20 protein-coding genes are annotated in these 20,703 nt (G+C 44.0%); 10 read left to right on the top strand and 10 right to left on the bottom strand.

Annotation, left to right across the window (positions count from 1 at the left end; translation table 11 throughout):
• Nucleotides 1-6: 6 nt before the first annotated feature.
• The gene (infC, locus tag MKY98_RS08220; protein WP_069012788.1) at nucleotides 7-519 is read left to right on the top strand and encodes a translation initiation factor IF-3; all 513 of its coding nucleotides are present in this window, start codon (nucleotides 7-9) and stop codon (nucleotides 517-519) included.
• 184 nt (nucleotides 520-703) lie between these two features.
• On the opposite strand, the gene MKY98_RS08215 is transcribed toward infC, so the two are convergent.
• Both MKY98_RS08215 and MKY98_RS08210 read right to left on the bottom strand, forming a co-directional pair.
• Nucleotides 704-2,401 (bottom strand): DUF4179 domain-containing protein, encoded by a 1,698-nt coding sequence (locus tag MKY98_RS08215; protein ID WP_069012789.1) that lies wholly within the window; start codon nucleotides 2,399-2,401, stop codon nucleotides 704-706.
• A complete protein-coding gene (locus tag MKY98_RS08210) occupies nucleotides 2,358-2,939 on the bottom strand; it encodes an RNA polymerase sigma factor (RefSeq protein ID WP_238794812.1) in 582 nt (193 codons plus the stop codon). Before MKY98_RS08210 ends, MKY98_RS08215 begins: the two co-directional genes overlap by 44 nt.
• Nucleotides 2,940-3,548: 609 nt before the next feature.
• On the opposite strand from MKY98_RS08210, the gene MKY98_RS08205 reads away from it, so the two are divergent.
• On the top strand, nucleotides 3,549-4,319 hold the full coding sequence (locus MKY98_RS08205; protein WP_069012790.1) for an ANT(4')-I family aminoglycoside nucleotidyltransferase: 771 nt from the start codon (nucleotides 3,549-3,551) through the stop codon (nucleotides 4,317-4,319).
• Nucleotides 4,320-4,756: 437 nt separating this feature from the next.
• The gene (locus tag MKY98_RS08200; RefSeq protein WP_029516552.1) at nucleotides 4,757-5,305 is read left to right on the top strand and encodes a hypothetical protein; all 549 of its coding nucleotides are present in this window, start codon (nucleotides 4,757-4,759) and stop codon (nucleotides 5,303-5,305) included.
• 106 nt (nucleotides 5,306-5,411) lie between these two features.
• On the opposite strand, the gene MKY98_RS08195 is transcribed toward MKY98_RS08200, so the two are convergent.
• Nucleotides 5,412-5,795 carry a DUF423 domain-containing protein gene (locus tag MKY98_RS08195; protein WP_069012791.1) on the bottom strand — a complete coding sequence of 128 codons (384 nt, stop codon included), beginning with the start codon at nucleotides 5,793-5,795 and terminating at the stop codon, nucleotides 5,412-5,414.
• Between the two features lie 220 nt (nucleotides 5,796-6,015).
• Between MKY98_RS08195 and MKY98_RS08190 the strand changes: the two genes are divergently transcribed.
• The 3 genes from MKY98_RS08190 (at nucleotide 6,016) to MKY98_RS08180 (ending at nucleotide 9,156) form a co-directional block, all read left to right on the top strand.
• Complete coding sequence (locus MKY98_RS08190; protein ID WP_069012792.1) at nucleotides 6,016-6,489, top strand: hypothetical protein; 474 nt, start codon at nucleotides 6,016-6,018, stop codon at nucleotides 6,487-6,489.
• A gap of 32 nt (nucleotides 6,490-6,521) precedes the next feature.
• Nucleotides 6,522-7,373, top strand: a complete 852-nt coding sequence (locus MKY98_RS08185; protein ID WP_069012793.1) for a DegV family protein — start codon at nucleotides 6,522-6,524, stop codon at nucleotides 7,371-7,373.
• Between the two features lie 157 nt (nucleotides 7,374-7,530).
• Nucleotides 7,531-9,156 (top strand): S-layer homology domain-containing protein, encoded by a 1,626-nt coding sequence (locus MKY98_RS08180; RefSeq protein ID WP_069012794.1) that lies wholly within the window; start codon nucleotides 7,531-7,533, stop codon nucleotides 9,154-9,156.
• A 69-nt stretch (nucleotides 9,157-9,225) separates the two neighbouring features.
• On the opposite strand, the gene MKY98_RS08175 is transcribed toward MKY98_RS08180, so the two are convergent.
• Entirely contained in the window at nucleotides 9,226-10,815 is a 1,590-nt protein-coding gene (locus MKY98_RS08175) for an amidohydrolase (RefSeq protein WP_069012795.1), read from the bottom strand.
• Nucleotides 10,816-10,860: 45 nt separating this feature from the next.
• Nucleotides 10,861-11,559: a 4'-phosphopantetheinyl transferase family protein gene (locus tag MKY98_RS08170; RefSeq protein WP_069012796.1), complete on the bottom strand. Its 699-nt coding sequence runs from the start codon at nucleotides 11,557-11,559 to the stop codon at nucleotides 10,861-10,863.
• Between the two features lie 227 nt (nucleotides 11,560-11,786).
• Here MKY98_RS08170 and MKY98_RS08165 point away from each other — a divergent pair, with 227 nt between their 5' ends.
• Nucleotides 11,787-13,253: an RICIN domain-containing protein gene (locus MKY98_RS08165; RefSeq protein WP_069012797.1), complete on the top strand. Its 1,467-nt coding sequence runs from the start codon at nucleotides 11,787-11,789 to the stop codon at nucleotides 13,251-13,253.
• A gap of 109 nt (nucleotides 13,254-13,362) precedes the next feature.
• Here the strand turns inward: MKY98_RS08165 and MKY98_RS08160 are convergent, their stop codons facing one another.
• Both MKY98_RS08160 and MKY98_RS08155 read right to left on the bottom strand, forming a co-directional pair.
• The gene (locus MKY98_RS08160; protein ID WP_013309488.1) at nucleotides 13,363-13,878 is read right to left on the bottom strand and encodes an acyl-CoA thioesterase; all 516 of its coding nucleotides are present in this window, start codon (nucleotides 13,876-13,878) and stop codon (nucleotides 13,363-13,365) included.
• A gap of 99 nt (nucleotides 13,879-13,977) precedes the next feature.
• Complete coding sequence (locus MKY98_RS08155; protein ID WP_029516544.1) at nucleotides 13,978-14,526, bottom strand: helix-turn-helix domain-containing protein; 549 nt, start codon at nucleotides 14,524-14,526, stop codon at nucleotides 13,978-13,980.
• A gap of 334 nt (nucleotides 14,527-14,860) precedes the next feature.
• Between MKY98_RS08155 and MKY98_RS08150 the strand changes: the two genes are divergently transcribed.
• The 3 genes from MKY98_RS08150 to MKY98_RS08140 all read left to right on the top strand — a co-directional run bounded on the left by MKY98_RS08150 (nucleotide 14,861) and on the right by MKY98_RS08140 (nucleotide 17,474).
• Nucleotides 14,861-16,099 (top strand): MFS transporter, encoded by a 1,239-nt coding sequence (locus tag MKY98_RS08150; protein ID WP_029516543.1) that lies wholly within the window; start codon nucleotides 14,861-14,863, stop codon nucleotides 16,097-16,099.
• A 323-nt stretch (nucleotides 16,100-16,422) separates the two neighbouring features.
• A complete protein-coding gene (locus MKY98_RS08145; protein WP_069012798.1) occupies nucleotides 16,423-17,148 on the top strand; it encodes an AzlC family ABC transporter permease in 726 nt (241 codons plus the stop codon).
• Nucleotides 17,145-17,474 (top strand): AzlD domain-containing protein, encoded by a 330-nt coding sequence (locus MKY98_RS08140; protein WP_029516541.1) that lies wholly within the window; start codon nucleotides 17,145-17,147, stop codon nucleotides 17,472-17,474. Before MKY98_RS08145 ends, MKY98_RS08140 begins: the two co-directional genes overlap by 4 nt.
• Before the next feature lie 42 nt (nucleotides 17,475-17,516).
• On the opposite strand, the gene MKY98_RS08135 is transcribed toward MKY98_RS08140, so the two are convergent.
• Genes MKY98_RS08135 through MKY98_RS08125 form a run of 3 tightly spaced genes read right to left on the bottom strand, consistent with a single transcriptional unit; the run spans nucleotide 17,517 to nucleotide 20,703 of the window.
• The gene (locus MKY98_RS08135; protein WP_069012799.1) at nucleotides 17,517-19,238 is read right to left on the bottom strand and encodes an ABC transporter ATP-binding protein; all 1,722 of its coding nucleotides are present in this window, start codon (nucleotides 19,236-19,238) and stop codon (nucleotides 17,517-17,519) included.
• A 24-nt stretch (nucleotides 19,239-19,262) separates the two neighbouring features.
• On the bottom strand, nucleotides 19,263-19,874 hold the full coding sequence (locus tag MKY98_RS08130; protein WP_069012800.1) for a response regulator transcription factor: 612 nt from the start codon (nucleotides 19,872-19,874) through the stop codon (nucleotides 19,263-19,265).
• 49 nt (nucleotides 19,875-19,923) lie between these two features.
• The gene (locus MKY98_RS08125) at nucleotides 19,924-20,703 is read right to left on the bottom strand and encodes a hypothetical protein (RefSeq protein WP_069012801.1); all 780 of its coding nucleotides are present in this window, start codon (nucleotides 20,701-20,703) and stop codon (nucleotides 19,924-19,926) included.

Raw genomic sequence — 20,703 nt, 5'->3', positions numbered from 1 at the left:
ATTTACGTGGCGGTATTAACCAACGAGCAAATTAAAGCTGACGAAGTGGTACTCACTGGACTCGCAGGGGAGAAGCTCGGCGTTGTATCCAAGTCAGAAGCCTTGGCTATGGCCCGATCCAAAGGGGTGGACCTGGTCTGCACCTCATTGATGAGCAGTCCACCACCCTGTAGCTTGGTCGCGAAGGGTAAAGGAAAAGCGCTGGCGCAAAAAGAAGCCGCAGCAAGCAAAAATGTCGGCCGAGCCGCAAAAAACAGCGGCAAAGAAAAGATCAAGGAGCTTCGCTTCACTGCTCATATTGAGGAACATGATTACGACACGAAGCTGCGTCAGGCAGACAAACATCTGCGTTCCGGCAAACCGGTGCAGCTGGTCGTTAAAGCGTCTGGTGCAAAAGAAGCGCCTGTCGCCAAAGCGGTACTAGAGCGGCTACTAATCGATTTGAAGGAAGCCGGAGTGAAGGATACTGGAATCCAGACGGGCGGCAAGGGCTCACAAGTGAAATTAAACCCTCGCTGAATGGCGAATCCGTAAATTGGACCAGTCACTTAGACCGTAGGAAACAGAGGGCCCATTCGGCCCTCTGTTATAAATTCCTTGGTTACAGGGTATGATTCAGGCTCTTTCTTGTCATAGCTACTTGCACCAAGGGAGCATACCAAAAACGCTTCTCATCCATCAACCTCGATACATACCCGCTTGCTTATTTTAGGATGACGCCGTTCGTTCCCGTTTGCGGTATGACAAACGACCAATCGGCATCCTTGTACAAATGGTTGACGACCTTTCGTTTTAGCGTGAGCTGTTTCGGCATTTGATTTAGCCCATCGACGAAATATCCGGCATCCTCCTGCATCTCGATTACACCTGAACGATCTGTTGTGTAGCCTCCGCCAAAAAACATCGAATACTCCTTATTATTCTCGTCAACGGCAACCCAAATGTCTTGCGTGAAGTTAGGACTACTGAAGATACCGCCAATCGGAATGGTCGCATACATTTTGCCCGAATTAGAACTGTTGGGACGAAGTTTGAGCCCCTTGAACAGATAAGCATCACCCGAGTCTTCGAATTTAACGGGATGCACAGCTGAAGTTTGAGCCGGGTCGAGTACGACCGACGCCTCGCTTCTCTCTCGAATTATATAGCCGTCCAATACGAATCGAATTTGCTGCTTATCATAGGCAAAATCATTAAACTGGTAGAACCAGTGCGTCTTGCCACTCCAACGGTCCAATCCAGATCGACGTCCGAATTCAGGGTCTCTGTTATCCCCAAGCCATTTCCCGTGTGCATCTTCCAGATGATACTTAAGCTCGTGGAACCCGCTTTGTCCGTTCAGCGCTCGGTCTGCGGCTTCTGGGGTCAACTCTGTAGTATATTCCAATGATCCGCCGCTCGGCGTCCGGGTAGCTCCCTGCATGTGAATACGTAAGCCGCTTGGCGTCTCATACGTTTTATCAATCGGAGTCAGCAACGTTTGCGCTTTGGCTTTGGTTAGATCTGCCTCCACATCCAGTCTCCAATCTCCTTTTACCGTTTTAATAGGAGCTTCCACATTAAGTTTGTCCGCATACAGCCTCAATTCACGGATATGTGCACTAAGCTGCAGCTTGTCGGTCAGTACCGGCCGCATAAAGTCGAACTCAATCCTACTAATATTCTCGTTGCCCCCTGTGCTTACTTCAAAAGGAACAGCGCCAACATCACCTCTCTGGTTATCAAAGAGGCTGAAATCGACATCTTGAATACTAAAATCCCCGGTTACAGCATTTCCTTCAACATCGAAAACTTCGATTCCGATAATCATTCTAGTCGAATCGGCGATAAGTTCGTTGACTTTCAGAGTGTAACCCTGATCTTTAGCACTGGCACCCGAAATCTGTACCAGTCCTGCTTCACGGACCTTCTTCATGCCATTATCCACATAGCTGTCTTTCGCAAACAGCGACCTCACCATATCTGCAAGAGTCGGCTGCGTATACAGCAGTGTGCTAACCACAAATACAACGACGGCGACCACCAAACTCCATACTTTAAACTGTGAAGTGCGTCTGGCAGCGCGGTAATGTTTCACCTGGGCGACGATGGACGTGTCATCGTACGCGGCTGCGTTCTGTTGCCGATTCCTGTATTCAGTCGGTCCCGTCAAGATCTGTGCCTCCGTTTCCGCTGGTTGCTCGCTCGGAGAGTATCTGGATACATCATGATCGCTCGCGTCGGCTCTGTCAGCTGGTTCGATCTCGATTCCTTCCAGCGCCAGCATCACCTGGTCGGTAAACTCATTAGATAGCCTTTCGTGAAACAACAAAATTTCCCAGTTTCTGTCTTCTATCGTCGATTTGCCGTCCTCTGTTTCAAGATTGGCTTTTTTCGTTGTTGTACGATCCCAGACTCTCATAACGTTGCCCCTCCTTGGCTTCTACGGTTTTGCGCAGACTGATTTTAGCACGGTGGACGGCGTTGTTAACCTGCCGAACCGACATGCCAGTAATACCAGCGATCTCCTTGTGACTCAGTTGGTTGGTGTAGCGCAGAATCAACACAAGTCGATAATGCTCGGGCAGCGTCTCTAACAAGCAATCCAATTCGAAACGCAGTTCCTTTTGCAGCAACTTCGATTCAGGTGTTTCACGTTCATATGTATCTTCCTGTGTCAGAGACTTTGGATCTTTTCGGCGTCCACGGTCCTTCTGCAAATTGACAGCAATTGTATACATCCAACCGGCAAAACTCTGCGTCGGGTTATGCGCTCCCAGTTTACGATAGGCTTTAAGTAGTGTCTCCTGAGTCAGATCCTGAGCATCCGCTTCGGAAGACCCCATCTTGCGGAACAATCCGTAAAGCTTATTCTGATAGCGCCGGACAATGCCCGCGTACGCTTGTTTATTGCCTTTTAGTACAGCTTCAATAATTGAATGATCGTCTGTCAGCTCCACGCGTTCCCCTCCTTTTAGGTCTGGCTTTTGTTTGTCTTGCTTCTAAGACTCCTAATCTGCATTTTTTCTCTCACTCGATCCATATAAAAAAGACCTTGAGTTTTTGTTGCCCTCGAGGTCTGAACATATGACTCATTCCTCTTATGCCTAGTTCAGCTATGAGAAGATCAGCCTGTCCCGTTTTCATCTGTTTCTTTCTGGGCTAGTCCCATCCAAGTGCTATAGCGTAGGGCGCAAGTATTGGGTTTACGAAGATTGATTCGAGAAAAGAAAATTATTGACCATAATTTTTCTAGTTCCCTTAAAAAATAACTTCTTCAGATCATCGCTTTACTCATAAAATATATGCATTAAACTTGCCGCTATTTTCCACAGCTCTCCAGCAACAATTTTCAGCTATGGATTCACCCTATAACCGCCCTATCATAGCCGTAAGCAAGATAGAAAAGGCAACATGCTTGCTAAAATAAACCCGTTTGGGTACAATCCCCATAACAAAATCGCTTGGGAGGAATTCGAATGAATCGAAAAAATGTCCCCCGTTAAGCCCGAGCTCCTCCATCCATGTTTTAGTTTCAACTCACCCTAATAAAACAGAGGAGGATACTAATGAACATGAATGGACCTGTCAACATTTCTCGAAGTGAGAGACTTCAGACTTGCCACGATATAGCTGCGAGGTTACATGAAGTATATAGAGACAAAATTCTGGCTATAGGGGTCTATGGATCTGTTGCCAAAGGTACTGACGGCCCTTTCTCGGACATTGAAATGTTTTGTGTACTAAGTGAATCAAACGGCCCCGTAGAATTTAGCCATGAATGGTCAGCGGGACCCTGGAAAGCGGAGGTGAACGTCTGTAGTTCAGACGTTCTTCTTAAAATTGCCTCTACTGTTGAGGGCGAATGGCCGTTGACACATGGCCCCTTCTTTTCCCCACTTCGTCTGTATGATCCTGAAGACTTTTTTTCTATATTAAAGGAAGCTGCCGAATCCCCCACAAAGGAAGATTTCAGGCATGCCATCAACGAAGTGCTTGTAGGTGAAATGTACGAGTTTATAGGAAAGCTTAGGAATGTCCGTGTAAATGGTCCTCATACCTACTTGCCATACTTGGTAATGCAGTTTGCCCAATATGGGGCTATGTTAGTTGGGTTACACAATCAGAAGCTCTTCTCAACGGGTTCAATGGTTCTACCGGAGGCCCTGGAACTGCCGAGTCGTCCAGAAGGACTTGATCATGTAGTTAAGTTGGTTATGTCCGGAGATTTAGCTGAACCAGCGAAGATCATTTCAGCCTGTGAAGATTTCTGGAGTGGTCTTGTGAATTGGGCAGTCGAACATGACTACCTTATTCGATCACAACGGATCCCCTTTTAATCGAAATTAAAATTTGCTTTAATTGCGCTTACTATAATTTATCATGTTTTTGATAGGCCAAGTCCCCCTTTCGTTAAGGGGGGATTTTACTTTTCTTCTGGATGAATAATACTTCTTCGTTATGTTTTTCCACTGTAATATATTTAAAATTTAAACTACTTGATTTCACCCACTACCTCCTTTATTCTCTGTATATGTAACTCTGTCTTTGCTTATCTATATCCGATGCTCACATACTTTCCTCATTCGTATACACATGCAAAAAATGTACAATTCCAGTGTACTCCATTAAAATTTTACACATAAAGCTTTATATAGATTTTATTTTTGTTAATATCCAACAACAGGGCCTTAGGCACTATGATAGATTACATTTTAATGATATATTGATAGGTACCATAAAAGACTAATTACCCATGGCTTGGGCTGGAGGATGTATGAAAAAGGAATCAAATCAAGACGAAACCAGTTATTTATTTAATGTAGATGTATTAGTTAAAGGCCGTTCGAATGTAGAGGCCCTTCAGTTCCTGCTTAATCTCTTGAGCCAAAACGAACACATTGCGGATAGCCGGATTCAATCCGGTATCGAACTTGGCAATTTAATTGAAGCTGCACTGTACCTAAAAAAACAGTCAGCCGTGAATAGCCCATCTGATGCAGCCGCTACGCTCGCGGAAAAATTTTCTAAAAAGAAATCAGCCGCAATTACGAACAAGCCGCCAGTCGTTCAAGAGATCAAACAATCCCACGTACAGCCAAAGCCTGCAACACAACAAGACCTTAGTACGTATGAATGGATCAAACGCTATATACATGATAATACGCTTGTACGGTTAATCGTAAACCGCTATGGTGGACAACGCAGCATTCCTTGCCGCATCCTCAATCTGGACCATGATAATAGCCTGCTGAGTGTGTATCATGTAGATGAGAAGCAAGTGTACTCCTTTAAAATGAATGAGATCGATGAAATCACATCGTAAATGTAAATACTTCACAAAAAAACGAAGCATGAAAAAAGAGAACGTTCAGGAAAAACATGATGTCTTTCTTGTCCATTCTCTTTTTTTGTATTATCTGAAAAAAACTTTAATCCTCTTTCTTCAGACCCATGGCAGCCCAGGCCAGTAATATCCATCCTGCTATAAAACACACGCCTCCTAGAGGGGTGATAGCCCCCAGCACACGGATTCCGGTCAGACTTAGCACATACAAGCTACCAGAAAACAAAATGATACCCGTCAATAACAGACGAGCTGCCCATCTTAGACGGTTGGAAGGCCCCCACTGTCCAGCAGCCAACGCAATGATCAGCAAACCGACAGCGTGAATCATATGATATTTCACACCTGTTTCATATACGGCCAAAGCATCCGCGTCGATCCGGGCTTTCACAATATGTGCCCCGAACGCTCCAATGGCTACCGCCAACATCATCATTATAGATCCCACAAGTATCCATTTTCGTTGCATGTTTGTGTACTCCTTTTCATCTCATCCTTTTTAGCCGAATGTTCTTCTTATTTTATCGAAACCGTATGAAGTTTACCAGCCAGCGTGTGTGAACAGACCGCATACAGAATTGGATGATTAGACCCTGTCTTTTGAAGGGTAATGTGTAGGGTGGCTTGCTTTTTTGTTTATTTTGTGGAAAATTAGTACCTGTTCGGACTATGTTCAAGGAGTGGAAAAAATGAGTAACCAAGATCCTAATTTGCAAAAGCCTGCTGCGTCTGAGGAGCACCCTGTTTTTTCAGAATCTCCTGTGTTCCAGCCTCCGGTCAAGCTCAAACATTCTGGTCCCGGAATTGCTTCTTTTATTATGTCGCTTGTCAGTCTGATCGGATATATTATTCTGGCTATTATGGTTATTAATCTACTGGCTCATTTCGGCCAATACCAGACGATGAACCCGGAAATCGCTCTGCAGCAAACCGGAACGGTATTGCTTCCTTTTATTTTTTTAGGCAGCCTGTTGCTGAATTGTAGCGGACTTGTCGTTGGTATCATTGGAATTGCGTTAAAAAATCGTAAGAAAACCTTTGCTATTACAGGCTTAATCATTAATGCACTTATTATTGTAGGCTTTATTGCACTTCTTGCCATCGGTCTTTCCGTTCCGAATAGCACAGCGGATATCTATCCTTCCTCCGTGCAATCTTTATAATTTTTCTGCATCACACAGAGAGGATTCAATGTATGAACAAAATTAAAATTTTTGCCGACAGTACCAGTGATATTCCTACTCACTGGCGGCAACAGTACGAGATTAGCATTGTACCTTTGTATACGGTATTTGGTGATGAAGCATTGCAGGACGGGGTGAACATTCACCCGGAACAATTATTTCAACGTGTAAGTCGCGAGGGACATTTACCACGTACCGCCGCACCTTCTCCGTCGGATTTTATTCAAGCCTTTGCTCCTTACATAGAACAAGGGGACGACATTTTATATATCAGTCTGTCTTCCGAGCTATCATCAACGTACCAGAATGCGCTACTCGCTGCCTCTGAATTTCCGGAAGGCCGCGTTACGGTTTTTGATTCCTTGAATTTGTCGTGTGGCTTTGGCCTGCTTGTGATGAAAGCTGCTCGTGCGGCAACCAACGGCAATACGATAGAGCAGATTGTAGACATGTTGACGAAAACCAGGCCGTTAATAGATACGGAATTTGTCATTGATACACTTGAATACCTGTATAAAGGCGGAAGATGCTCAGGCATGCAAAATCTGATCGGCAGTCTTCTCAAAATTCGTCCGGTGATCAAAGTAATTGACGGAAAAATGACGCCAGCCTACAAAGTCCGCGGCAAACGTGAAAAAGCACTGGATCAGATGCTGCAAAACGCTCTGAATCAACGAGATCAGATGGATAACGATATCATTATTGTCGTGCACGCTTTGGCCGAGGAAGATGCGCTGATGCTGCAAGCTCGCTTGAAAGAAGAAACGAACGCACATGAGGTACTGCTAACTACAGCAGGCTGTGTTATTTCCAGTCATTGTGGTCCACAGACTATCGGTATTATGTATGCCAAAAAGGCATAGTTTATCCAATATCAGACCCGTTGCCGCATAGGTAGCGGGTTTTTTGGTATTTTTCCAGCAATTTAGCAATGAATAACTTTCCTCTTTTTGATAGTATTATTCGTCGAGTAACGAACTATGAATCTACAATCTATCATAAAAAAGAAGGTTATTTGGTATGAGTTCCAAACGATCACGTTGGTTAGCCAAGCTTACCCTATCAGCAACGGCAGCCATCACAATATTCACAACATTCTCTTCATACTTAGCTGCTCCAGCAGCAGCATCCGGCGCTACGTTCCAGGATACTGCACACAGCTATGCCTATCAGTCTATTATTTCCCTGCACGCTAAAGGAATTTTGAACGGTACACGACCTGGTTACTTCTCTCCTAAAAAGGCTGTTACCAGAGCCGAATGGGTTACCGCACTGGACCGTACACTCGGTCTGGAGCCTGTACAAGCACCCGTTCCCTCCTACCGAGATGTTGCCAAAAAGACGTGGTACTATGGATGGATTGAAGCGGCTTCGCAGCTCAATATCGTTCAGGGGGGAACGTCTACCACATTCCAACCTAATAGTCCTATAACCCGTCAAGAAGCGGCTTTGATGATCGCACGTCTCATCCGCTCTTCGAGCGGATCAGGAGATGCTACTTCCTCCTTCACAGATACTGGAGAAATTGCAGATTGGGCTCTGAATGCGGTAACCACCGTAAATCGTTACGGCTTTATGAAAGGTGAAAGTAACTATTTTCGTCCTGCATCCTCTCTGACTCGTGAAGAAACAGCGGTCTTACTGGAGCGACTGCTAACGTATTCAACAAAACATGCTAACCAAACTGCTTCCACCGCTTCTTCCATCCGAATTGGCTGGCAATATGATCAAACCATTCAGCAGTTTGAAAATACGGTGCTCCAATCCAACATCAACACCCTGTCACCACGTTGGTTTTTTCTGAATGAAACAGGTATTATCAGCGATTATACCAATTCATCGCTGCTCACCTGGGCCAAACAGCATCATAAAAATATCTGGGCGATGGTAGGCAACCGTTCCAACCTGGCACTGACGCACCAAATTTTGTCCAGTGAGGTTCTACGAAATACAACCATAAGTCAGCTTGCTAATGCTGTATCTGTACACGGTTTGAATGGACTTATCATTGATTTTGAAAATGTAGATGGTCCGGATCGTGCCCATTTAACATTGTTCGTCCAACAATTAAAAGCTAAGTTAAAAAGTCAGAATACGGTACTGGCGATTTGTGTATCTCCTGATTACGGAACGGACTGGACTGCCGCCTTTGATTATAAACAGCTTGGCGCTGCGGCAGACTATCTGATCCTGATGGGATATGACGAGCATTGGGGAGGTAGCTCGATCCCCGGCTCTGTGTCCTCACTGCCATGGCTTCGTGAAAGCGTGCGGCGTTTTGTACAAACCACCTATCCGGAGAAAGCGATCTTGGCGTTGCCATTATTTACACGGAACTGGACGCTTAACGCTAGCGGGCAATCAATCGCTTCCTCTGATATTTCACTAGATCAGCAAAACCAGCTCGTATCTCGTTACGGCTCCAAACCAATCTGGAATGAGGATATTCAGCAGTATACCGTGTCTTACAAAGACACACAGCTTCATAAGTTGTGGCTCGAGGAAGGACGATCCTTCACTCGTAAGTATCGCTTGGGACAGGATGCTGGGTTTGCTGGCTTCGCCTACTGGTATGCGGGCGGAGCCAGCTCTGATCTGTGGTCCAGTGTAAAAAACGCTGACCGATTTATAGAGCGTGGTTTATAAAATACAAAGCCTTCAACCTCACATGAAAAGTGAAGTTGAAGGCTTTTGGCATACATACTTAGCATCGGCCTATGACCGATATGCAACTTTCCCGTTTACAACGGTCATCCGTACCTTAACATCAAGTAAAGCTTGCGGGCTTTCCGATACATCACGGTCAATGACTGTAAAGTCAGCGGCTTTCCCTTCAGCTATCGTCCCTCTTTCATCAGCCTCACCAGCTGCTACTGCGCTTCCCGTGGTAAACAAACGAATGGCTTCATGTACATCCAGCTTTTCAGCGGGAAGATAGCCCTCATGCATTTCTTCCGGTTTGGCACGAGTCACTGCCGCGTGAATACCAAGAAAAGGGTTTAACGGCTCAATCGGCGCGTCACTACCTCCAGCACATGGAATACCTGCTTCCAGCAGCTTTTTCCAGGCGTATAAATATTCCGTCCGCTCTTTCCCCACCCGATCCAGTACCCAAGGGAAGTCACTTGCGACAAAACGGGGCTGGATGTCCGCAATCAGCGGCAGCTTCGCCATTCTCTTGACCAAATCCCCCCTAAGCACCTGTCCATGGATCAGGCGATCTGGCAAACCGCTTTCCTCCGTGAGCGCATGGGCCTCCATCGCTGTCAAAATCATGTGCGCTGCCCCATCCCCTATTGCATGTACAGCCACTGGAAAGCCTGCGGCCCTGGCAGCTGCCACCATCTGATTCAGCTCTGGCTGCGGTTGAATCGCCATTCCGCAGGTATGCGGAGCATCACTATAGGGTTCAGACAATAATGCCGTTCTTCCGCCAATAGCCCCATCGGCAAACATTTTAATCGCACCAATTTTAATCCACTCATTTCCAGTACCTGCACGCAGCCCTTGCATTTTCGCTTCTTCCAAAAATGGATGATAGATGAGCTGGTGTGTGCGAAAAGGAAGACCTTCTTCCCTCAGCTCCCTGTAAATTCGCTGCATCGTCTCCACGCTGCCCAAAAAACGTAAATCTTCCGTGTGTGCAGCAGTCAAACCAAGCCTTAACGCATCCATAGAAGCCCGCCGAATCGTATCCTTCTTAACCGAATAATCCGGTTCTGGCTGCACGCTAGTAAAGGCAAAGGAGGCTTCCTCATAAACCAATCCGTTCAACCGTCCATCTGCGTCTCGTCCATAGGCCCCCGAAGCCGGGTCAGGGGTGTCCTCGTTAATACCCGCACGTCGAAATGCCTCTGAATTGGCCAAAAACGTATGAAAGCACGTACGAGTGAGATATACCGGATGCTGATCTGTAATGGCATCCAGCTCGGATATATCCGGAATTTCAACAGGAATAAAAGCATTTTCGTTCCAGTTAAGTCCTAAAATCCACTCTCCCGGCGGTGTTACAGCGACCCGTTTGCGTAGCATAGCCAGCATCTCGCCCTTGGAGGTAGCTGATGTTAAATCGAGCATAGATAACTTCATACCATGCATAGACAAATGCATATGTGAATCGGTTAAGCCTGGCAGTACATAGGCATCTTCCCAATCCACGGTTTCATATTCCTTACCGGACAACTGCAATTCAAGCTCCCGAGCATATCCGACGGCCTGTATCCGACCCTGCTGTACAACGATGGAGTCTCCTTTGGAAGCCCACTCCCCATACAACCGGCCGTGCTTGAACAAAACGAATGTCAACGCCACTCATCTCCTTTTTTCAACTATACGCATACCCACTTCATATTACGCCTGTGTTGCCACTTCCAAGCGTAGTGTATTTATATCTATCTGCTGCACCTGCTCGGCAAATTGGTCATGAGCTGCACAGACAGCCATTTTATAATCCTGATCCAGCCCATACTGCTTAAAATGATAATACTCGGTGGTAAAGCCCTCTGTCGTGAAGCCTATGAATGGTTGTGCCTTTAGCTCAAATGAAAAAGACTTCAACGGTAGGGTTAGTCCCTGCCCCTCGGCCTTCACAAAGCTTTCCTTAAGCGTCCATAGATCGTAAAAATAGGATAAGCGGCTGTCTGCATCCTGACGCATTAACGCATCATACTCTGTGTCCGAAAAGCACACCCTACCTACCTCAAAATCAATAGGACGGAGCTGCTCAATGTCGATTCCAAGCGGGTGATCATCAATAGCGCATACCACCCATTTTCCCGAGTGAGAAACATTAAAATGGAATGCAGGTGCATTTATTAAGGAAGGCTTACCGAATGCATTGTATGTAAATTGAAGACTGGCATTCGATACCTTCAATTGCCGACAGGCCAACCATCTTAGCAGTACATCGGCATATAAGCCCCTCAAAGCATCTTCCCGATGTAAAAAACGATCTAACTTACGCTGCTTTTCTAGTGAAACCCGAGGTACCAGTAATTCGTAATGCTCCTCAGCTTCCGGCTTGCTCGTATCAATCGCGTATATTTTCATGGTCGCCTCCTATATACCTAATGAATATCAGCCAGTTTGTAACACTCACCGTTCGATGGAAGTCTGTTAGATATGGATGGCGTGTGCCGTGTACATGGTCAATATACTACTCTAGCACTTTCAATTCAATATGGATACAATTGGGATAAGTAGCTCTATTAAAACTACTTTATAGAGTCCATTAATGAAAGCGCTTTAAAATAAAGCATACAGAGGAGGACGAAACAATGAAATATGATTTTGCCCGCTTGCTGTGTATTATGCTCTCTATTTTGCTGACGTTGAGCATTTTTCAGATGTTTTCACCAAAGATCGCTTCAGCCGCTTCAGCGAATGTCGTGAATGGCATTCAGTTTAAAGATACAGATGGAAACGTGGTCCATGCCCATGGGGGTGGTATGATTAAAGTAGACGGTTACTATTATTGGTTTGGTGAAAATCGTAATCCTAACGGCACGTTCAAGGCGGTATCCGCCTACCGTTCCTCTGATTTAAAAAACTGGGAGTTTCGTAAAAACGTACTGACCAGCAGCTCCGCCGTAGAGCTGAATGTTTCGAATATTGAACGTCCGAAAGTGATTTATAATGAAAAAACACGCAAATACGTATTATGGATGCACAAGGAGAATGGGGTTAATTACAACGAGGCCCGAGTGGCTGTCGCCTCCTCCGATACGGTGGACGGCGATTACACATATCAGGGTAGCTTCCGTCCTCTGGATTACGATTCGCGCGATATGACCGTATACAACGATAACGGTACAGCTTACCTTATTTCGGCTACCCGGGTAAACGCGGATCTGAACATTTATCGTCTGACACCGGATTTTCTGCAAGTTGAGTCGCTAGTGACTACACTTTGGCCAGGACAATATCGTGAAGCTCCAGCGATGTTCAAAAAAGGAGACGTCTACTTCCTGATTACATCAGGGGCGACCGGCTGGAATCCCAATCAGGCCAAGTATGCTACCGCATCCAGCATTGAAGGAACCTGGAGTAATACGATAAACTTTGGGGACGGTACGACTTATGGTTCACAGTCGGCTTACGTGATTCCTGTTGAAGGTGCCCAGACAACTTCATACCTGTATTTGGGCGACCGTTGGGCGGGTGCGTGGAGCGGTCCTGTGCAGGATTCTCAATATGTATGGTTGCCACTGCGTTTTCCAACAGCGACTTCATTAGCTATGGATTGGTTCGACAGCATTAATATTGACACCGCCAGTGGTGTGGTCGAGGGGATAACGACCCCAATTGCCATTGATCCGGATGCCTATTATCAGCTAGTGAATCGCAAGAGCAATAAGCCACTAAGCATTATTGGCAATGCAACGACGGACGGCGCAGACCTGGAACAGCGTGCAGATGCGGGAACAGCAAGCCAACAATGGCAACTCAAAGATGCAGGCAGCGGATATTATAAAATTGTGAACCGCAACAGCGGAAAGCTAATTGGTGTTGAAAGCGGTACTACAACGGATGGTACAGTTATTGAGCAGTGGAGCGACGGAGGCTGGTCCAGTCAGCACTGGCAATTAGTATCCGTAACCGGTGGTTATTACAAGCTGAAAAATCGGGCAACTGGCAAGCTGATCGATATTTCTGAAGGCGCCACCGCCGATGGAGCCAAAGCCATTCAATGGGGCGATAATGGTGGGACAAATCAGCATTTCCGTGTAGTTAAAGTAGAATAGCCCAAGTTATTTTCAAAAGGAGCCGTATTCCGAGCAGATCATGGTGACTGCTAACGGAAATAACGGCTCCTTTTTACGTAAAACGATGAAATTGATAATCTTTAGTACGTTATAGTTCCCACGGATAATCTGTTGTCAGAAAACTAGCCAGCTGCTTGCTTTCTTCCCTCCGCTGACGCCGTATGGCTGCGCGTGATGGAGCCGTCTGGTGCAATTGTAACTGCTCTTCTGTTTCTGGAATCACCTGCGGCACGGTCACTTTACGGTTGTTCTCGTCCAATGCCACAAAGGTCAGGAAGGCGGTGGCTGCGATTTTTCGGTCGCCAGTCATTAGTCCTTCACGAATTACCTTTACGAACACCTCCATCGAGCTACGGCCTGTCCAGGTTACGAACGCTTCTAGCGTGACAGAATCACTCGGATGGATAGGTAGCAAAAAATCCACCGAATCCGTTGAGGCTGTAACTGTGTTCGTACGACACAGCTTAGCAGCTGCAATAGATGCGATATCGTCGATATACGACATCAATCGGCCGCCGAAGAGCGTGTTATGATTGTTGATATCGTTGGGAAATACTCGGGATGTCTTAAAGCAGTAGGTTTCTCGGATGTACTTGCTTTCCATGGGTTCTTTCCTCTCTTTTCCTCGTTGCTCTCTTTTATATCTCAGGATTTTGCAAAATCCTGATGTGGAAGCCTGTTTTAGACTATGCTAATCATCCCACTAATCCGCATAATAAATCAATACATAAAAATCGGCATCCTCATCCGAATCATTACGGTAGGTATGTATGTCAGATACTTGAAATTGCACGGCATCCCCTGCACTCAGCTTGAGCTGTTGCCCCTGCATCTCAAAGTACATTTCCCCACGGATCATGAGAATCGTTTCCTCTCCCAGATGCTTCTCTGCCTGGTGTGTAAAGCCTGGCTTCAGACTTACCGTGAACACCTCAAACTTCTTTTCCGCGTGATACGGGAATACAGGGTAAACAAAATAGTTACCGTCCTCATCAATAACCGGATGCAGGTCTTCCCTTCGAATCTTCGTGATTTGCGGCGGGTCTTCTTTAAGAAAGGTGGAGAAGGATACGTGCAAACCGTTCGCAATTTTCCAAAGGGTTGTTACCGTAGGATTGGATTTCCCCTTCTCAATCTGAGCCAGCATCCCTTTGCTGACCCCTGTCAGTTCAGCCACCTTATCCAAACTTAATCCTCTAGTCTTCCTGATTTGAGCCAAATTAGAGCCAATAATATACTGCATTGAATCCACGGACGATGCCTCCTTGTATCCAAAAGTCTATATAAGAAGAATACACAAAAGACTGTGTGTTCGCTATATATAGAAGCCGATCAAGGTATATACAAGGCTTAAACGGGAAGTAGGCATGCTATAATTTACTGTAATATGGTCAGGTTCCTCGTTAACTTCAACATGCCAATAAAAACATTTGACATTGAATATAAATGTCCTTAAACTTCACTTATTAAAACGTTTTTGAAAACTATTGTAATATCCTGAAGGAGGGTTGCTATCCTACAACTTTTCCGTCCCTGAACACCCAACAGGTGAGAAAACCAACGTTGACTATCTAGGAGGGACTAAATTGAATCCGCAAACCCGCAAGTCCCGTTACATGTACACGATGCAGCTGGCGACAATTTTTATTGGCTTTATTGTATTTGGCATCTCGGAAAATATTAAAGGCCCTGCTATTCCACGCATTCAATTCGACTTCAATCTGGATGAACAGCAGCTCGGAACATTGTTGTCTCTAAACGCACTTGGTTATTTGATTGCCTGCTCGTTCACCGCCGTTCTTGTCCGTAAGTGGGGAATCAAGGCGGTCAGCATCATTTCCTTTGCTTCCATGATCATCTCGGGAGTGTTCATCTATCTGTCGCACACGTATCCTTTCTTCGCCTCGTCTTACTTCTTGATGTATATTGGGAACGGCATGCTGGAGATTGCGCTCGCCATTTTGGGGGCGAGGATTTTTGTGAAAAATACCGGCACGATGATGAATTTGTCCCACTTTTTCTATGGGCTCAGCTCAACAGTCGCCCCTTTGCTGGCGACGGGAGTCATGTCACTGACGGTATTTGGACATACGCTGGACTGGCGGGGGATGTATCTGGCTATGTTGTCGCTCTGCCTGCTGCCGATTGTGGCCGCACTGCTCAGCACCTTCCCGGGAGACGATCTGCAGCATGAGGAACGGACCTCACTCAAGACCCTAACCCGCGATCCGGCACTCTGGATGATGGTAATGATCCTGTCGTTTGGGGTAGTCTCTGAGCTCGCAGTTGGGGGCTGGCTAGTCAACTTCTTAGAGAAAGCGTATTCATGGAGTACGGTGAAGGCGTCCAGCATGCTCTCAGCGTTCTTTCTTACCTTCTCGTTGGGGCGCCTGTTGCTTGGTCCGCTCACTGACCGGATGGGGTTTGTGCTTTCGACGATTCTATTCTCCGCCTTCTCAGCGATATGTACGTTCGCAGCAATCGCGGGTGGGGAGAGACTGGCGTTTCTCTTTGCCGTATCGGGTGCAGGCATTGCAATGATCTATCCGACCGTGATGGCGTTCATAGCACGGAGATATCCGAAGGACAGTGATACAGCTATTACGTTCGTCGTCACGCTGATGGGTATAGGTAGTGTCATTGGCAACTATGTGATCGGCTGGGTAATCGAAGGGGTCAAGATAGTCTACGGCGCAACTACTGAGCTTGGCATGCTGCGCGGGCTTCAGGCGGGATATGGAGTTATCGGTCTATGCGCAGCCATCTGCGCGGTCTCGGGAATTATTCTCTACAGATATCTGAAAAAACGGCAGGAGCTTATATAAGTCACCATCTTAGGGTTGTCCCATAAGTCATGAACTGACTGGGACGCCCTTTTTTTACGAACTCCCCATTCAGCCAAAACAGTCCTTGTATGAACACATCCGATTTGAACACCGCTTTTGGATACTGGCTGCTGCCAAATCGTCTGCAACCGGAACACGAGCGAAGCTTTTTGGTAAATACATAGTCTTCTTTGGGTTGTCATAGTAAATCAAACAGCTTTTTAAGGATTATTCAATATAACATACAATTGTATAATATATTGATACTTCATAACTTCCGTTATATACTATTATAAAATTTATACACTGGGGGTAAGGTTAAAATGTCCATAGCTTCGGAGTTGAGCGGAACGAAGCACGATTCACTCAGCTTTTTACAAGGGGTTAAAGATTGCATTCCTACATTGCTTGGTTATGTATGCATTGGGTTCGCGGCAGGGATTGTGGGCGCTTCGTCAGGGGTTAGCACCATGGAAATTGCCCTGATGTCGGCGCTTGTATATGCAGGAGCCTCCCAGTTTATTATGTGCTCAATGCTGGCTGTAGCCAGTCCTCCATCCGTCATTATTTTAACGACATTCATTGTAAATGCCCGCCACCTGCTGTTAAGTGCGTCGCTGGCTCCTTACTTTTCTAAATATTCACTATGGAAAAACATAGGTATCGGCGTTCTTTTGACGGACGAATCCTTTGGGGTAGCGTCTGATAAATTGGCTAAAGGCGGACAGGTCAGTGACCGTTGGATGAACGGGCTTAATATTACAGCTTATCTCGCCTGGATTGCATCCTGTGTGGCAGGAGGGATTCTCGGAAACTGGATTTCCCGACCGGAGGTTTTTGGTCTGGATTTTGCCTTGCCTGCGATGTTTCTTGCCCTACTCATTTCCCAGCTCCAAAGTGTCCATACCTCCAAACTCAAGCATCGTCTGCTGCTTGTGCTATGTATGGCTGTTCTGATGTACCTTTTGTCCTGGTGGGTGCCGTCACATATTGCTGTCATTGTAGCGACCATGATCACCGCAACGATTGGAGTGTTAACCGACAAATGAACATTAATCCCCATGTCCTGTATATCATTATCGGTGCCATGATTGTCACGGCGATCCCAAGGATCATTCCCTTTGTCGTGCTGCAAAGGCTGGCGCTACCCAAGCCAGTGCTACAATGGCTTTCCTATATTCCTATTTGTATTTTCACTGCACTCGTGATGGAAAATCTGCTCGTCCGAACCGAGACCTCCGTCACTTTTAATGGGCAAGTGCTTATGGCTGTCTTTCCAACGCTAGTGACCGCCTTGTGGAGCAAAAACCTGCTGGCTACCGTCGTTGTCGGTATTGTGAGTATGGCTGTAGTTCGACTTTTATGGATGGGGTAGATCAAAAAAGGGTGTAGAACTAACTATAGTTAAATCGTGAAATCAAGTATATATAGGTTGTGTCTGATTTATTGAAGAATCATTTACAAATTTATATAAATGATAAAAATAACCTTTATTCTCTATTAAATAATCAAAGGAACCTTCTTCTACTACTCTTCCATCTGACATAACAAATATCTTATCATATTTCTGCAATGCAGCTTTAGACAAACGATGCGTTACTACCAAACATGTAATAGTTTCGAGACCTAATATCACCTCTTCAATGGCATTCGCCGTTTCACTATCCAAAGATGAAGTTGCTTCATCAAGGAGTAATAACGGTGTTTGCCTAATTAAGGTTCTGGCAATCGCAATTCTTTGTTTTTCTCCCCCTGATAGCCTCCCTCCTTTTTCACCAATCTGTGTGTCCAAACCATAAGGCAATTTATCGATAAGTTTATTAAGCCCAGAGGCACTTATCACATTGGAAAGAATCTCATCTTGGAACGATTGATACATTGTAATATTTTCTTTAATACTGCCATCGAATAAAAAAACGTCTTGCTGCACAACCGATTCTAACCGACACCAATCCTCAGCAGATATGAACTTTAAATCCAAATCATCTACATAAATAATTCCATCATAATCATCATATTGTTTCATTAGGAGCTTAAGCAAAGTAGACTTTCCAGACCCGCTAGGCCCTACAAGGGCATATTTTCCCCCTTTATTCAAAACCATATTAATATCATGTAAATTTAGGTGATTTCGGGCATAACCAAAGCTCACATTTGTAAAACGAACTGAGTGTTCTATTGATGTTTTTTTTATATATTGGTTACCATCCTGATCTTCGTGTAAAATTTCTAATATTTTAGCCGAAATATCACGCAATGCCCTAATTTGAGTTATGTATTGAATACTCATATATACTGGATTGACAACTTTATTAGTCAACTGTACACAAGCGATCATAGTACCTAGTGTGATAGCTCCTCGAATGGATAAAAAACTGCCAACAAGAAATACAGAGATAAACATTACTCCGCCAAATACATCGCTCAATGAGCTTACATAAGCATTTAATTTAAAAAATAAATACTTATTATTTTCAACGACAGTATTATTCAAACGAAATTGCTGCTCCACATGTTGCTCTACTCCATAGCTTTTAATAACAGCAAATCCAGAAAAAACATCATTTATTTTTATCGTAAATTTTTCTAAAGCATCTGCAATATTTCGTTTTCTAGCTCGGATTTTTTTTTCAAAAATACGTGGAATTAAAATAGATATTAGTGTAAGTAAAAGTAATATAACAACAATATTAGGACTCAAAACAAACATAGCAAAAAGAGCCGCCAAAAACGAAACTCCTGTACTGGTCAAAGAAAATATATTTTTTAAGTAATCATCCTCAATCATTTTAATATCATTATTCATGATCGAAATGTACTTTGCACTATGGTTTGAAGTAAACTGAGAATGGTCTTTATATAGAATATGTTGGAAAACAATCTCTTTTAAAAACAACACCGTCTTACAGAGATAAGAAGATTGCGATAAATTGGAAAACATTTTTACGAGAGAGTTAATTATAATGAAGCCTATTGCAATTAAGGAAATTTCAATAAACTGCTTTTCCCCCTGCGATGTGGCGGTATCTATTAAACTTTTGAATATAAAGGCTAGATAAATATCGAGCAAACTAGCGAGACTGATCATAAAAATGACTACAAAAAACCTATATTTATATTTAAATAGAAATAAAGTCATTTTCTTTCCTCCAGAAAAAGGTATTCACACATGAATTATTCCTTTAGACTTAGCCGCCATTACGGCCTCAGTTCTTGTATGAACATTGAATTTACTAAATATATGTGTCAAATGATATTCTACTGTCCTCTGGCTAACATATAAAAGGGTTGCTAGCTCTTTGTTGCTTTTTCCTAGTGCTAACCCTTCTAGAATTGAGAGTTCCTTAGGACTGATTAATATATCATCATATTCTGGAATGGTATGTAAGCTTTGAAATAATTCCATTGGTAACGTGGCCAATCCATCCAAAGCATTACTAATGGTCCGCAACAATTGTGCCGATGTAGCTGTCTTATACACAATGCCTGAGATGCCAAGTTTCATTAACTGCTTTATTTTGGGAGACTTATGGTTTGAAATGCTTGTTATTATTGGCCGATCTCTTCTGTATATGGGCTCCTGTTCATCCAAACTGATTAATTCTATATCACAAATTAATAGTTGGTAATCCTCAAATATACCTTTTTCAATAAAATCAGTATACGATTTAAAAAATAATGCATACATGTCCTTTTCCGGCTCAATCCATACTTTGAGTTTGTTTTGCCAAGCCAATTGATTTTCTATGATTACAATGGTATTTATATCGCTCATCCCCTTGCCTCCTAGAACTAAAATAAAGGCTCACTGAATGTAAGCCAATTTATTTACCATAAATTTCGTACCTTTTTGAATTAAATAATAAAGCTGCAAAACTTCCTGAAATTATTGTAACAATTACATTTATTACAACTGTATCCCAATGAATTGTTTCTTTAATGTCGGGAAAGGTTGATCGATTGGAAAAGGTACTTATTGTAAGCATATTGGCGTACTGTTTAAACGATTCTAGTGATGATGTTCCAATGCTCCAATGCCAAGATCCTTTTATTATTAAAGCAAATTGAAAGCCGATAACTGCAATAAAAATAAAGGCAATCAATAGGTGACCTGTCGCTACCTTTTTACTCAACCATTTTGCTAAAGAGATTGCAAACCCCATTAATGAAAGCCCACTTAACATTCCAAAAAACTTTGAGCAAAATAAATATATAATACCTTCGGAAGGACTAGTTGACTGCACAATGCGTGTTAAGTATAGCCCTTGCGGATTAAGAAAAATCTCTATGAGAGTTGCCCCCCACACAACCATAATACCAATTAAAAACACTACTGATTTAATAAAGAATAGACTTGATGTTTTGAGTGGTAGCATATGATTAAGTGTCATTTTTCCTATAAAAAACTCATTGTAAAAGTCCATAAATATGTAAATGGGTATCAATATCCCTATAACCATATTGATTAGTAGATAAGAGAATGCTAATTGTTGATGATTATTAATTAAAAAATGAAGACTAAATATACCGCTTAAGATCGTAAGAATAGCAAACACCATAAAATGTCTTTTAACTTCTACTTTAAATATATGAGAAAATAACAT

The sequence above is a fragment of the Paenibacillus sp. FSL M8-0228 genome (genome assembly GCF_038007385.1).
Lineage (GTDB): Bacteria > Bacillota > Bacilli > Paenibacillales > Paenibacillaceae > Paenibacillus > Paenibacillus polymyxa_D.
The sequence above is the reverse complement of the archived record's forward strand: the minus strand, read 5'-3'. Positions and strand labels throughout refer to the sequence as shown.